Here is a 14,234-nt window from a genome sequence, read left to right on the forward strand (position 1 = left end):
TGTTCATTCACGATTTTATGGGCAACTTGCGGTGAATTTTCTAAAAGGGTGCGCAATTCACGACCCGCTTGATGACTGGCATAGTCTTCTAAACTGTCTCCGCCTGTAAGCATTACCAATACTACTAAGCTTGCCCAATACTCACCAACCAACAAGGTGGCGACAATAGCCGTAATCGCTAAGATATCTACCCCGTATTTCCCAGATTTAAGGTCTGAATCATGCCAATAAACATAGAAATTGCCATGACGCTCCTGCAATAGCGATAATCCAAAAGGCAACTTGCGGTTTGATTAAACATAAATTCCATAATTAAAGCAATAATGCCAATAAAAATCGTTAGGACAAATTTTTTAAAATTACTCACTTCATCACCTCCAACTTTCCATCCCAGCTTAGCACTTATTTTTTCCAATTGATACTAGAAACCGTAATTGAGAACGATAATCATTGGCAATAGCTTATATGTTTTTTTCTATTAGAATAGTTCTAAAAAAATAATTAATAAAAATCCCCTTATCTAAAAAGTTATTTTCTTAGATAAGAGGATAAGAGAATCTATTTTTCATCCAAGTTATTTTTTATTAAAGCGGCAAATCTTTACGGGTAAAGATAAATCCGCTAACTGTATACAAGACAACAGGTATTACGGCAAGTACACCCATTTGAATTAAGAAATCACCATCAGCAATGATTTCGCTTGTATTGTATAAAGTAGTTATCGTAATATACTTCAAATCTTCTAGATTATCATTTTGTTCAATCACTATGCTGACAATGTAAAATGCCAGTGGCAAGCCACCACCTACGGCATTGCCGCATTGGTCCGATTGAATAACGTGCTTGCAAAAAAAGAAATACTTCCCATAGCTAATGTCAATAAGCATGAGCCTAAAATCAACCAGCCAAAGGTTTCAAGGTCAAATTCAGTGCCTTCATCAGAATCAATCGCAGAAGAGACCATGGATTCATCTATCATATCAGACAATTGATCTTCTGGAACATCGGTAGCTTCAGAAGTGGCTTCTAGCGCATTGTCATTTTTCATCAGATTCATATTGTCATCTACCGTAGCTGAACTTACGTCTAGCTCACTTTCAGTGACTTCTTTAGCTGTGGATAAAACAGCGGATGGGTTCATTTGACCGTTTGTATCTTCATCTTCTTCATTTTCATTTTCGTCCACTAAATCATTAACATAATTACGATATTCATTCACGTTCATACCTAGAGGTTTACTACCTTCTTGCAAGGCATCGCTATCGTTTAAAATCATGCCTGGATCATCAGCTAACTCGTCTGTGGTAATTTCGATGTCATCTTTATCCATATCGTCGTCATCATCGTATTCATCTTTACGACTGTCTGTAATCTCATCAGAAGCTTTATCCAAACTATCACGTTTCATCGCTTCATCTAGATATTTGCCATAGGCCGTTTCATCCATACCTCGCGCATCTGCTCCAGATTGTAGCGCATAATCGTCATCTTTAATCATATAAAGATTATCGCGCACATAAGAAGGATCGCGATCAAGAGCGGCCGCAGCTTCTTCCACATCTTCTGTAATGGCATTGCCCGAAAGGTTATTATGAACAATTTCTGTGACGCCCATACCAACGCCTGCTGTGACAGCAAACATCAAGATAATGGAACCAATCATATAAACCATTTTGGTAAAAATGACCGTGCCTCTTTTGATCGGTGTGGATAAGGTATAAGCCATCGAACCACTATCGATTTCACTTACCACTAAATTATTGGCGCAAAATACGCCATAGATTAAACCAAGTAAAATGGCGACCATCTTAAAAAACATTTCTAACGTTCCCATTAAGGTACCTAGATCAGAAACTTGATCACCAAAGGACGTATCTTCTGCTGCACTGACGATCTGACCGATATCATCCGCATCAAAACTCACAATAAAATAGTAATAAGTATACTTAAAACAGCAGTGATGACTAACCATAAGGGCCCATTACTGCGTACACTTTGTTTAAAAATTGGTTTACTAAACATTGGCGACTTCCTCCTTGAATACATTGGTAAAGTAATCTTCAAAATTCGTTTTGATTTCTTTAAAGAATAAAACATCGTAATATTGAAGGTCATTCATCAAGTCATTGATATCTTTATCATTGATGTTGACATTTAACTGCAGATCCTCTTCTTTGACATTTGACAACTCATAACCCAACGCTTGGAATTGTTGGAAGCTTTCCTTCGTTTTAAATTCTAATTTATAGGTTTTGTTTTTATTATGAAGGAGATCCTTCATGACGAGTTGATCAATAATACGACCATCTTTGATCATGGCCACGCGATCACAAGTTTGTTCGATTTCTTCAAAAATATGGCTCGACAAGAATATCGTATGCCCCATTTCTTTTTCTTCTTTGATCAAATCAATAAAGACATCACGCATTAAAGGGTCTAACCCTGTGGAAGGTTCATCTAAAATCAATACATCAGAGTCTAAAGAGAACGCCGCAGCCAAGGCTGTTTTTTGTTTCATACCTTTACTCATCGTTTTAAGTCCTGCGGTATAATCCAACTGCAGTCTTTCACAGATTTGTTTACAGCGTTGCCAACTACCGCGACCGGCTTTTTCCATCTGCCGTTTTAAGAAGGTTTCACCTGTTTTGTCTGCTGGAAAATTGATTTCTCCAGGAACATAGCTGACAAAACGTTTGATTTGAGCACTACTTTTTTGCGTATCCATACCATTAATAAAAGCTTGTCCACTATCAGGCTTGATAAAACCCATCAATTGGCGAATAGTAGTCGTCTTCCCGGCACCGTTAATACCTACCAGCCCAAAGGTTTCTCCTTGTTCAATTGAAAGAGAAATATCAAATACGCCGCTGTCTTGTCCATAATCCTTGGTTAAATTTTCTAAATCAATGTATCCCATGGCTCAACACCTCTTCTCCAGATGAAACACTTTTGTTGGTATCATAGAAGTTCATAAAGTAATCTTCTAATGAGAACTTCTCTTCGGTAATAAAATTCAATTGATATTGACTCAAATCGGTAAATAGTTCTTTGATATTTTCATCTTTGATTTCAACTTTCACCTGATTTTGTCTTGGTCGTTTGACTGTCGTATCTAAGGAGGTATTGTCAACAAAACGTTGATATTCATTTTCATCAGCAAATTCGATTTTGTAAGTCTTATTTTCATTTTTCCGAATATCATCTGCAACCACCGTCGAAACCACTTCGCCTTCTTTAATAATGGCAATCCGATCACAGGTTGCATCCACTTCGCTGAAAATATGACTCGATAAAAGAATCGATTTGCCAGCTCTTTTTTCTTCTAATAGAAATTCAATGAAGCGTTCTTGCATGACGGGATCCAAACCACTGGTGGGTTCATCCAACACCAAAATATCTGGATCATGCATAAAAGCTGTCACAATCGCCACTTTCCGGCGAGTTCCCAAACTCATCGTATCTAATTTAGGAGAAATATCTAATTCAAACATATCGATTAAATGATCCGTCTTGGTCATATCTGAAATTTGACGTTCTCTTGCCATAAAATCGATAAAGGCCTTTCCTGTCATATTTTTAGGAAAAGCTAACTCCCCGGGCAAATAACCGACTTCCCGTTTGATCGCCGCTGCGTCTTTCCATGAATCTTTATTCGATACTTTAATTGCTCCCGATTGTGGCTTCGAAAAGCCCATTAAATGACGAATCGTTGTGGTTTTTCCAGCGCCATTTGGACCTAAAAAGCCAAAAACTTCGCCTTCTCCAACCTCAAAAGATACATCAAATACACCACGATGAGAACCGTAATCTTTTGTTAGTTGTTCGACTTCAATCACTGACATATCTTTTCGCTCCTCATTTACAAAAGTATGTTAAATGACATATGACCGTTTATTTACATATGTTCATTTATTGATTATAATAGGCTTGGTAAAAATTACAACAAACAACTTGGCAGAATATGGAACTTAAATGACAGATTTACCAAAATTGTTTATTAAAATTTTAAGAAAGGAACATCTTTGCATGGAAAGCTCACTCGATCTACGTGTTCAAAAAACATATGATGCACTTATTACTGCCTTATTAGAATTAACAAAGGAAAAATCCCTCGATAAAATCACAGTCAATGAACTGTGCCAAAAAGCTAGAATCCGTCGTCCAACCTTTTATAAACACTTTAATGATAAGTACGACTTTTTTCATTTTACTGTCCAATCATTACAAGAACACTATCTAGCTAAAGTAGAAGAAAAAACAGATGATGCACATCCCGTCCGTTATTTCACAACCCTTTTTCAAACCATGATTGATGCCATCGACGAGTACCAAAAAGTACTTTTACCTTTAAAAATTGATGCCACAAGCTTTTTTATCTTTGAAACAGTAGATGACAAGCTACATCAGCAGTTAGAAAAACGGTTACGTCATTTCTATGATATGGGCTATCAACTACCAACCAATATCGACTTTAGTCTACAAGTTTTACTAGGTACCTTTAAACAAGCGGCTTTTTGGTGGTTAAAAAATCAAGAAAGGATTTCAAAAAAAGAGGTCATAGATGAAATGAATAACACTTTGCGTTGGTTTTTTGACATGCGACAATAAAACATAAAAAGACCCGCCAGCGGGTAACTGACGGGAAAGGAGTTAAAAAATGAAAAAGTGTTTCAGGGTGTTTCGTTGGTACACTTTTAATGTAACGATAAAAAGTGAATAAATTATGACATTTCTTTTTTTAAATTCTAAAAAAGAAATGAAAAAGAATTTTTGTCAAAGGATCAAAGTGAGCCTCTCCCTATTTCGAAACTAACCGTATTAATTACTAACACAAAGACGATTTTGTTATAGCGTTAAAGTTACCTCTTAGCTAAAAAGATCTGCGTGCGTGCCTGTATCAATAAATCGGACAAATGCTCCATCATACTTATAAATTAATCCCCAGTCCGGCTGACTAAAAAGTGATCATTATATTGAGATTCCAGAGGTTTATCACAAAAAAGTTTCCAATAAACTCTTTCAAAATCTTCTCTTTCATAACGATCACCTTTAAGCATTTTTATAATACTTTTTAAATTTTCATTCGAACGCAGACTTATATTTAGGCCTATTCTTCATTTAACCAATCCAAACCTTCCTTCCCGTTTTCAAATTCAATATAATCCTGGCTTTTCGTTACTTCTTCTAATTGAGAATTTGGGACAGAGACTTCAAAGGGAATTCCGCCTACTTCAATTGAACGTTTTACAAAGATACGATAAGCTTCATTAGGCTCTAAACCTATGCTTTGCATTACCTTTCTGAACTTTTCTTTATCCTCTTCGTTCATTCTAAAATGTACTTGGTTCGTCATAATAAGCGCCTCCTATATCTAGAATACCAATTGCTACCGCTTTAATCCAATAAGATAACATTTCAGCTTAAAATAAACATGAAATTAGTGAAAAATAACAAAATTTCAGGTAGGATAAGTACTTAGACACATGAGCATTCTATATTGTGTGAAATTTTTAAAGGAGGGATTTGTTTTGGAGTGGATAAAACTCATTGGAATCTTTATTATCTTACTAGGATTTTTATTTAAATTAGATACAATCGCGGTCGTTGTTTTCGCTGCTTTTGCGACAGCTCTAGTATCTGGCATACCTATAATGGACTTTTTAGAAGCTTTTGGACAAGCATTTGTGGAAAATCGACTCGTAACGATTTTTCTACTAACTTTACCGATGATTGGTCTTTCAGAACGTTTCGGTTTGCGTCAACAAGCGGTGATTTTGATCCGAAAAATTAAAGGAATGACGCCAGGGAAATTTTTAACGCTTTATATGGCAATCCGGGAAATCGCCGGTCTTTTAGGGATTCGTATTTCAGGACATCCACAATTTGTTCGTCCTATCGTTAATCCTATGACCCAAGCTGCGGCAACTAAATACGGTGATATTTCGGATAAAGATAAAGAAGAACTGAAGGCCCGTGCGGCAGCTAATGAAAATTACGCCAACTTTTATGGGCAAAATACTTTTGTCGCAGCTTCTGGTGTTTTGTTAATTGCTGGAACATTGCGAGATTTAAACTATGATGTATCAGAAGCTAGCATTGTACAATATTCCCTAATTGTGGCTGTAATTGCTCTTGTACTAGCTGCGATTTCAAATATGTTATATGATCGTAAATTAGCTAAAAGGTATGGCATTACAAAGGATGGTGACCTAAACAATGACACAGACAATTGATACAATTCTTGAGTTGTTTTATATTTTAATTGGTATTCTAGCTGCGATGACTTCTATTCGTTCTTTTAGAGATCGTACCAACTCAGCTCGAATCGGTACGGGGTTATTCTGGTTATTTCTAGGAATCATTTTTGCTTTCGGTAATTTCTTGCCTTATGCTGTATCTGGTATCATGTTAGTTATCATTGGCATCTTGACGTTATTTAAGCAAGTAAAAATTGGTAATATTGCCAAGTTAGATGATAAACAAGGAGAAAAAGCCGCCGAACGGATCGGCAGCTGGATTTTCTTTCCTGCCATCGTACTGGCATTAACAGCAGTGGGCGTTTCCTATACCGTATTAGGTGGACAAGTAGGCATCGGCGTGGCCTCTATCGTCGCTTTAGTTGTCGCAGTGATCATTACTTCTGCTAAACCTAAAACGATCATGGACGATACGGATCGTATGTTCCAATCTGTCGGAACCACTGGGATTTTGCCTCAATTATTGGCTGCTTTAGGTGTGATTTTTAATTTAGCTGGCGTTGGTGAAGTCATAGCTGATGCCATCGCCAACCTTATCCCAGTTGGAAACCAATTTTTCGGCGTTGTTGCTTATTGTCTAGGGATGGTGTTGTTTACCATGGCTATGGGCAACGCTTTTGCGGCGTTTACTGTCATCACAGCTGGCATTGGTGTTCCTTTTGTTATCGCCCAAGGTGGAGATCCGGTGATTGCTGGTAGTTTAGCCATGACCGCCGGCTTTTGTGGTACTTTGTTAACTCCGATGGGTGCCAATTTTAATGCCTTGCCGGTTGCTTTGTTGGAAATGAAAGATGCAAATGGCGTCATCAAAGCGCAAATCCCTATGGCCTTGGTTATGATTGTAGTTCATATCGTTTTAATGTATGTACTAGCTTTTTAACTAAAGCAAACTTGGAAATTGAATAAAGAAACGAAGAAACGTTATTCAAAATTGAAATATTGAATAATAAAATAAGAAAACATTATCCAATACTGAAATAATGGATAATGAAATGAGAAAACGTTATTCAAAAAAGATAAAAACGAACAAAAAAACAAAGAAATGTTACTTATTGTTGAAAAATTGAAGAGTGGAAACAAGAAGCATTATTCAATATTAAAATAATGAATAATGAAACAAGAAAGCGTTATTCAAAAATAAGATATTGAATAAGGAAATAAAAAAGTATTATTCATTATTAAAAAATTAAAGAAAGGAAGAGTAATATGAAAATTTTAATTACAGGATTCGACCCATTTGGCGGCGAAAAAATAAATCCTGCGTGGGAAGCAGTCAAAAAACTTCCTAACACCATTAAAGGTGCTGAAATTGTTAAAGAAGAAATTCCAACGGTTTATGGTAAATCAGCCGATGTTTGTAAAAAAGCGATTCAAAAACACCAACCAGATATCGTTTTAAATATTGGTCAAGCAGGCGGGCGTTTCACTATTACGCCAGAAAGAGTTGCTATTAACGTTGACGATGCGCGAATCCCTGATAATGAAGACAACCAACCGATTGACCAAACGATTCAAACAGACGGTCAAGCGGCTTATTTCACACAGCTACCTGTCAAAGCGATGGTAGAAAATGTGAAAAATAACGGTTTTCCAGCAGCAGTATCTAATTCAGCTGGTACCTTTGTTTGTAATCATATCATGTATCAAGTCCAATATATGATTGATAAAGAGTTCCCTAATATGAAAGGCGGCTTTATTCATGTTCCTTTCATCGCTGAACAGGTTGTAAACAAGCCTAACCAACCTTTTATGCAAATTTCTGATATTGCTTTTTGTATCGAAAAGACAATTGAAGCAATTGTTAATTTTGGAGATAAAGATGACTTAAAAGCTGTTGGCGGAGAAACACATTAATAGGTAATAAAACTACCGGAAACAAACACCATAAAAAATGTTTGTTTCCGGTATTTGTCTGTTATGCCAAAGATTATTAAAAAAAGACTTAATAATAAGGAATATATAGAACTTCAGTATTTTTTATGTTACTTTATTAAGTAACAGTAAAGTTTATGACGGTGGCTATCTTTTTCGAAAGTGAGGTGGTGCGTATGTGCGTACTAACTAAAACTAAAGAAAGGAGAAGCCTTTTGTCTGCATTTGAGACGATTCAGGTAATTTTAGGTTTTGGTACATTTACCATCGCCTTAATTGCTTTAGTCGTTGAATTGCTAAAAAATGACAGAAAAAAATAACCGTCAACTTTAGCAGGACGACGATTATTTTTTATTAATCAAACTCTGCCACCGTCTTAATCGGTGCTGTTATTGAAGAGTTGTTTACACAACTCTTCTTTACACAACAATTATAACAAATTTTCTTACTCTATTCAACTTTTATGTTACTTTAAAAAGCAACATAAAACCTGAATGATTTATAAAAATTTGTGGATAACGCATTCGACTGTTCAACGAGGTGACTTTTATGTTATTTTCCCTTTTTATCGCCGCTTTTGAATAAAGAATAGAAAGGGATGATCGAACGACGCTAAAAAAAGATAAAATTCTTCCTAGAGAATGAAAGCCAAGCCTTTTTTATCAAGAGGAAAAGGGGAAAAGTAAACTAGAGATTCAATCGCTGAATTCGTGTAAGGACTTCCCAAAAAAGCGTGTTGTAAACATTCGTACTTGATAAGTGAATTTGCACTTGACGCGCGTGTTCTGTGACTTTTCCAGCAATATGAAATAGTTGAAAACGGATCGTGTCAATCACCGTCGTCTTTTTCTCTTGCGGAAAAGTCAGCTGTTTCATCAAGTGGATGATATTATAGGCGATAAAACTTAGGGCTAAGCGAACCTTATTCGCTAAAAAGGAAGGACTGTCCGTTTTATCAGCGAAAAATCCGGTCTTCATTTCTTTAATGAAGTTTTCCATATTCCCTCGTTTTTGATAGAGCTGAAAAATGGTTTGGGGCGAAAGATGAGCGAAATCGGTCACCACAAATTGAAATTCGGAAAAAAGTAAAGTTTCGGCTTTTCGAGTAGCCTTGATGGCTACTGTTCGAGATCGGTCCCAAGAATCTGCTTGATAAGCCATCTTAAAATATTGATGTTCGGACTTTGTGTAGTCCGTACCGTTGGTATATTGGACAAGATGTTGCGCATAATGAATCAACCGTACGTTATTTTTCAATTTAATCACATAATGGGCGCCTCGACACTCACATTGTTTATAAATTTCCGGTTTGGCAAAGCCACTATCCCGCGTACAAGCATTGTGGGATCACTCGAACGTTGTTGGTAATGCGCCAACATTTCTACGAGATAATCTTCGGCGTGGGTGGAGGTATAAGATTTGCCATGACGATGGCGAACATCTAATGCCAATCCGGTTAAACCTTCAAATGCCACAAATGAATGATACCCATTGAGGCCATAGTGGTAAATATATTCCCCTGCTTCTTGCTTTCCGTAAGTGGGACAACAGGTGGAATCCAGATCAAGCACGAGTTGTTGGCTGTTTTGCTGGTCCATGCCTAAATCGCCAAGTTTTTTCGCCACTTGTAATAGTTGATTAACATTTTCTTCTGTCAAGGTATGAAGCAAAGTAGACATCATAAATTGCGAACTAAGGCGTTCTTGTTTCAATGCTTCCTTAAAAAGGCGATCATATTGTAAGGTGTTGGCGTCTCGGTCTCGAGAATAACCAGCGATCAATTGATATAGCCATTGTTTTACGACATCCAGCCATTCATGTTGGGCGAAGGCACGATACTCTGGAATATGAACGTATTGCGCTAACAGGGAATCAAAACGAATTTGATTTAGAAACTCCGAAAGTAAGACGAGCCCCGCGTCATTGGTTAAGGTGCCACCGTCATTGGCGATCAAGATGGCTTTTTGCTTATTGAATGTAAGAGAATTTTGTTGTAAAGTGAAAGACATAAGAACGCACTCCTTATTGTTATGTTTCGTTGACTTTACAATAACACGAAGTGCGTTCTTTTTGTACACCCAGAAGGTGAAGCAACTCAACCTTTAGAAAAAAGCACATGCCAAGGATTGAATGATCCTGGGAAAAATTTATAAATCATTCAGGTAAAAAGTTCTAGTAATAACTTTTTAAGATAATCTTATCTGTCCTTTTTCAATTATAAACATTTTTTTCATGACCAACTTGAACAGCTAGTACAACCAATTGGCTATCTTCTATTTCAACGATAACACGATATTTGCCAATTCTATAACGCCATTGACCAGACCGATTTGTAGTTAGTTCTTTGCCAAATTTGCGAGGGTCGTCAATTCCATCAATATGCTGATACAGCCAACGAGTAATTAAAGTCGCCTGATATTTATCCATTTTTCTAAATTGTTTTTGTATTTCAGAAGTGAAGACTAAGCGGTAGCTCATTCTAAACCTCCAAATTCAGAAAGAATTTCATCCATTGATACTGTTTGCTTACCATTTTCGAGCCAATGTTTATATGCAATCTCAGCTGTTTGGCGGTCATATTCATCTTCTAATTGTTCCATCGAATAGGTTTTTAAAAGGTCAGACAAAGAGATTCCGTAGAAATCAGCCATATAATTCAACCATTCTTTTTCCGCGTCACTTACACGTACTGTAATCATAGCCATAACAATGCACCTCCACTCGTATTACATTGTAATACAAACAAAGGCCTTCGTCAATTAAACTTCATAGTTGAGTTAAAGTAACCGTATAAGGACACATACTTGTTTGCGTAAATATTTGTCATTTTACTCAAGAGAATATATAAGATATATATTAGGAGTGATTATCATGTCCGTTAAACTTCGTAAAGTGGGTTCTTCTCATGTTCTAACTGTACCCAATAAATTTAAAGTACCAGAAAATACCGAATTCGATGTTTTTCATGGCCACGATGGAAGTATCATTTATACGCCTAAACGGAACAATCCATTCGAAGGAGATTGGTATAACCACGATCTCCAACAAGAAAGTGAATTTGAAAACGTAGATGATTTAAATATCGAAATGGTTAGAAAAAGTGGGTGATAACAAACTGCACTGTGTATAAACCGACGCTTAACGTAACTCTCTTAAGTATCGGTTTATTTTTTTGTTAAAAGAAACTTGGCAACCACTTCCCTGTCATTTGAGCCAACTTCCCCACTGTGCTAAACTATAGATAAATAAAGCAAGCGCTTACTTCTTTATTTTTGCTTTACTTACATAATTAAAAACTTAATTTAGGAGGAATTTTGCATGACAAGCTTCATAGAATGGGATTTTTTGACGGACTTTATCGAAAAGGCTTTCGCTGCTTATGGAGTACCTCAAGAAGATGCTAAGATTTGTACGGATATTTTGTTGCAGGCGGATAAAAAAGGAATTGAAAGTCATGGTGTGAACCGTTTTAAGCCTATTTATATCGATCGAATTAAAGCAGGTATTCAAAATCCAATTACAAAATTCGATATTGTACGTGAAACGCCTACCACTGCTGTTGTTGATGGTCATGACGGCATGGGACAAGTCATTGGTCATCAATCAATGCAGCTGGCAATTGATAAAGCCAAAGAATATGGCATGGGCATGGTCGCAGTGAGAAACTCCACGCATTATGGTATAGCTGGCTATTATACGGATATGGCAGCTGAGGCTGGCTGTATCGGAATGTCGGGTACAAACGCTCGTCCTTCTATCGCCCCTACTTTCAGTGTAGAAAATAAATTAGGAACCAATCCTTTAACGGTCAGCTTCCCAACTGATGAAGAATTTCCATTTTCATTAGATTGTGCGACTTCTATTATTCAAAGAGGAAAAATCGAACTATATGAAAGACAAGGTACAGATACGCCAGCAGGTGCAGTCATCGGACGTGATGGTTCAGCAATGACTGATTCTCCTGAAATTTTAAAAGCACTACAAACCGGAAATGCTGCCTTAGCGCCTCTAGGTGGGATTGGCGAAAAACTTTCCGGCTATAAAGGATACGGTTATGCCACAATTGTTGAAGTTCTCTCTGCTGCTTTACAACAAGGAAACTTCTTAAGTATGTTATCAGGAATCGGTGAAAATGGCGAAAAAGCAAAATATCATCTAGGTCATTTCTTCATTGCTATTGATACCGAAGCTTTTATGGGATTAGAAAGCTTTAAGAAAACTGCTGGTGATATTCTACGAGAACTACGTGCCGCAGAAAAAGCTCCTGATGCAGATCGAATCTACACACCTGGTGAAAAAGAATATCTTGTTTGGCAAGAACGGCAAAAAACTGGCTTACCTGTGAATGAATCTGTTCAAAAAGAATTAATTGAAATTCGCAATGAAGCAGGACTAACAGATTATTATTTCCCGTTTGAAGAATAAAATGACTTATAATTTATTTAGTTGTTATATTATATTTTTTCTAAACTAAAAGTTGAAAATTAGTAAGCAACTGAAAAATAAAGTTCATTATTAAACTACGGCTTTATTTTAAGCTTATTAAAAGCAAATATTTAACTATCAAAATTCCTTGAATTAGGTTAAAATATACTCACCCCAAAAAGGGGAAATGTATGGTAACTGTTATAGAAAACTAATTTTTTCAAAATGTTGAAAAGTAGGCAGACAAGTATATAACTTTTAGGGGTGGGTAAAAATGGGTCAAAAGAAAAAGCACAAGAAAAGTTTGGCAGAAAAGTTGAAAGGTATGGGACCAGCAGCCATAGTAACCAGCGCCTTTGTTGGCCCTGGTACTATTACAACAACAACACTGGCCGGTGTTAATTTTAAATATTCATTATTATGGGCAATCCTTTTTTCTGGCTTGTCTCTGGTAGTTTTAATGGAAATGGCTGGAAGAATTGGTATTATTTCAAATCATGATATAGCTGAAGCAGCAACTGCGAGTTTTTCAAATAAAAAGCTAGCAGGAATCATCATCAAAAGTGTCATTGTTGTTACCTTATTTGCTACAGCTTTTGGACTTGAAGCAGGAAATCTTATCGCGGATCATTAGGAATAGCTGATAGCGCGAATTTTCCACAATGGCTCTCAGCTCTTATTCTTGGAGTAGCTGCATTTTATGCCGTGGCTGTTGGAACTGCCAAAACGCTTGAAAAATTGATGTCTTTCTTCGTTAGTCTGATGGGCTTTATCTTTATACTTACTATGATACTGGTTGGCCCCAACTACATTGAAGTGTTCAATGGTTTTATTCCAACAAATATCCCAGAAGGTTCAGGCGTAAACATTATTGCACTGATTGGTACGACTTTGATTGGTATTAATATATTGATGCATGCCACAACCACTGCAGAAAAGTGGCAAGGCTCTGAGCATTTAGAAGATGCTAATTTCGATATTTATTTTAATGTTGGCATAGGTACAATTATTACATTTGCTATTGTTATTACAAGCGGAACGGTTTTATACGGGAGTGGAACCACTGTAGATACACCACTTGTATTTTCACAAATGTTGGAACCCGTATTAGGAAGTTATGCTAAAATCATTGGAAATGTAGGAATTGCAGCCGCTGGGTTATCATCGGCGATCGCTACACCGCTTATTTTAAAGACCGTTCTGGCTCGACTGTTTCGTTGGGAAGCTAATGGCACGAAAGCACGAATAACAGGAGGCTCAGCTGTTATTTTCGGCTCGATATTTGCGGCGATCGGCACAAATCCAACCCAAATGATTGTATTTGCTTCTGCAATTAGCGGTCTATTTTTACCTATCGTAGCTATTTTGATTATGATTGCCGCAAATAATAAGAAACTGTTACAAGAGTATAGAAATAACATATTTCAAAACATTCTTGGTGGAATCGCAACGCTGATTACACTTGCTCTTGGTATTAATAGCTTGCTTAATTTCTTTGAAAATTTAACTAGCTTATAGTGCTTAACAAGCGCATGTTTGCTGACATCTACCAATGAACTGTAAAATAAAGTAGAGCTTTTCTATTGTTTATAAATTGTTTAAAAGAAGGGCGTTTAAACAAAAGCACCCTTCTTTTTACATGCGCTAAACAAACAACTGTTAAAAGAATATTTAAAAATA

Annotated in this window: 16 protein-coding genes and 2 pseudogenes; 9 read left to right on the forward strand and 9 right to left on the reverse strand. The window is 36.6% G+C overall.

The window, feature by feature from the left end; translation table 11 throughout:
* The 5 genes and pseudogenes from C7K42_RS05630 to C7K42_RS05650 form a co-directional block, all read right to left on the reverse strand.
* Nucleotides 1-367: pseudogene (locus C7K42_RS05630) on the reverse strand (heavy metal translocating P-type ATPase); the annotation flags it as partial.
* Between the two features lie 217 nt (nucleotides 368-584).
* Complete coding sequence (locus C7K42_RS05635) at nucleotides 585-797, reverse strand: hypothetical protein (RefSeq protein ID WP_124175404.1); 213 nt, start codon at nucleotides 795-797, stop codon at nucleotides 585-587.
* A gap of 8 nt (nucleotides 798-805) precedes the next feature.
* Nucleotides 806-1,924, reverse strand: coding sequence for an ABC transporter permease (locus C7K42_RS05640; RefSeq protein WP_170157601.1), 1,119 nt, complete (start codon nucleotides 1,922-1,924; stop codon nucleotides 806-808).
* Nucleotides 1,925-2,014: 90 nt separating this feature from the next.
* Nucleotides 2,015-2,917, reverse strand: coding sequence for an ABC transporter ATP-binding protein (locus C7K42_RS05645; protein ID WP_014123914.1), 903 nt, complete (start codon nucleotides 2,915-2,917; stop codon nucleotides 2,015-2,017).
* Nucleotides 2,904-3,842, reverse strand: a complete 939-nt coding sequence (locus tag C7K42_RS05650; RefSeq protein WP_014123913.1) for an ABC transporter ATP-binding protein — start codon at nucleotides 3,840-3,842, stop codon at nucleotides 2,904-2,906. The genes C7K42_RS05645 and C7K42_RS05650 overlap by 14 nt, the downstream gene beginning before the upstream one ends.
* A gap of 184 nt (nucleotides 3,843-4,026) precedes the next feature.
* Between C7K42_RS05650 and C7K42_RS05655 the strand changes: the two genes are divergently transcribed.
* Complete coding sequence (locus tag C7K42_RS05655; RefSeq protein ID WP_014123912.1) at nucleotides 4,027-4,608, forward strand: TetR/AcrR family transcriptional regulator; 582 nt, start codon at nucleotides 4,027-4,029, stop codon at nucleotides 4,606-4,608.
* A gap of 499 nt (nucleotides 4,609-5,107) precedes the next feature.
* On the opposite strand, the gene C7K42_RS05665 is transcribed toward C7K42_RS05655, so the two are convergent.
* Nucleotides 5,108-5,353, reverse strand: a complete 246-nt coding sequence (locus C7K42_RS05665) for a type II toxin-antitoxin system RelB/DinJ family antitoxin (protein WP_061840030.1) — start codon at nucleotides 5,351-5,353, stop codon at nucleotides 5,108-5,110.
* Between the two features lie 175 nt (nucleotides 5,354-5,528).
* Here C7K42_RS05665 and C7K42_RS05670 point away from each other — a divergent pair, with 175 nt between their 5' ends.
* The 4 genes from C7K42_RS05670 to pepG1 all read left to right on the forward strand — a co-directional run bounded on the left by C7K42_RS05670 (nucleotide 5,529) and on the right by pepG1 (nucleotide 8,449).
* Entirely contained in the window at nucleotides 5,529-6,233 is a 705-nt protein-coding gene (locus C7K42_RS05670) for a DUF969 domain-containing protein (protein WP_061840031.1), read from the forward strand.
* On the forward strand, nucleotides 6,217-7,137 hold the full coding sequence (locus tag C7K42_RS05675) for a DUF979 domain-containing protein (RefSeq protein ID WP_103091776.1): 921 nt from the start codon (nucleotides 6,217-6,219) through the stop codon (nucleotides 7,135-7,137). Before C7K42_RS05670 ends, C7K42_RS05675 begins: the two co-directional genes overlap by 17 nt.
* Nucleotides 7,138-7,463: 326 nt before the next feature.
* The gene (pcp, locus tag C7K42_RS05680) at nucleotides 7,464-8,111 is read left to right on the forward strand and encodes a pyroglutamyl-peptidase I (RefSeq protein WP_014123904.1); all 648 of its coding nucleotides are present in this window, start codon (nucleotides 7,464-7,466) and stop codon (nucleotides 8,109-8,111) included.
* Between the two features lie 194 nt (nucleotides 8,112-8,305).
* Entirely contained in the window at nucleotides 8,306-8,449 is a 144-nt protein-coding gene (gene pepG1 / locus C7K42_RS05685) for a type I toxin-antitoxin system toxin PepG1 (protein ID WP_069028715.1), read from the forward strand.
* 367 nt (nucleotides 8,450-8,816) lie between these two features.
* Here the strand turns inward: pepG1 and C7K42_RS05690 are convergent.
* The 3 genes and pseudogenes from C7K42_RS05690 to relB form a co-directional block, all read right to left on the reverse strand.
* Nucleotides 8,817-10,138, reverse strand: a pseudogene (locus C7K42_RS05690) (IS1380 family transposase).
* A gap of 202 nt (nucleotides 10,139-10,340) precedes the next feature.
* Nucleotides 10,341-10,607, reverse strand: coding sequence for a type II toxin-antitoxin system RelE family toxin (locus C7K42_RS05695; RefSeq protein ID WP_014123900.1), 267 nt, complete (start codon nucleotides 10,605-10,607; stop codon nucleotides 10,341-10,343).
* Nucleotides 10,604-10,834 carry a type II toxin-antitoxin system RelB family antitoxin gene (relB, locus tag C7K42_RS05700; protein WP_014123899.1) on the reverse strand — a complete coding sequence of 77 codons (231 nt, stop codon included), beginning with the start codon at nucleotides 10,832-10,834 and terminating at the stop codon, nucleotides 10,604-10,606. The genes C7K42_RS05695 and relB overlap by 4 nt, the downstream gene beginning before the upstream one ends.
* 166 nt (nucleotides 10,835-11,000) lie before the next feature.
* Here relB and mazE point away from each other — a divergent pair, with 166 nt between their 5' ends.
* The 4 genes from mazE to C7K42_RS05720 all read left to right on the forward strand — a co-directional run bounded on the left by mazE (nucleotide 11,001) and on the right by C7K42_RS05720 (nucleotide 14,072).
* Nucleotides 11,001-11,237, forward strand: coding sequence for a type II toxin-antitoxin system PemI/MazE family antitoxin (gene mazE / locus C7K42_RS05705; RefSeq protein WP_014123898.1), 237 nt, complete (start codon nucleotides 11,001-11,003; stop codon nucleotides 11,235-11,237).
* A 210-nt stretch (nucleotides 11,238-11,447) separates the two neighbouring features.
* Entirely contained in the window at nucleotides 11,448-12,554 is a 1,107-nt protein-coding gene (locus tag C7K42_RS05710) for an Ldh family oxidoreductase (protein WP_014123897.1), read from the forward strand.
* Nucleotides 12,555-12,828: 274 nt separating this feature from the next.
* Nucleotides 12,829-13,188 (forward strand): divalent metal cation transporter, encoded by a 360-nt coding sequence (locus C7K42_RS13290; RefSeq protein ID WP_014123896.1) that lies wholly within the window; start codon nucleotides 12,829-12,831, stop codon nucleotides 13,186-13,188.
* A gap of 2 nt (nucleotides 13,189-13,190) precedes the next feature.
* On the forward strand, nucleotides 13,191-14,072 hold the full coding sequence (locus C7K42_RS05720) for an NRAMP family divalent metal transporter (protein ID WP_081497481.1): 882 nt from the start codon (nucleotides 13,191-13,193) through the stop codon (nucleotides 14,070-14,072).
* Nucleotides 14,073-14,234: the final 162 nt, after the last annotated feature.

The organism is Tetragenococcus halophilus subsp. halophilus DSM 20339 (genome assembly GCF_003841405.1).
Classification (GTDB): domain Bacteria; phylum Bacillota; class Bacilli; order Lactobacillales; family Enterococcaceae; genus Tetragenococcus; species Tetragenococcus halophilus.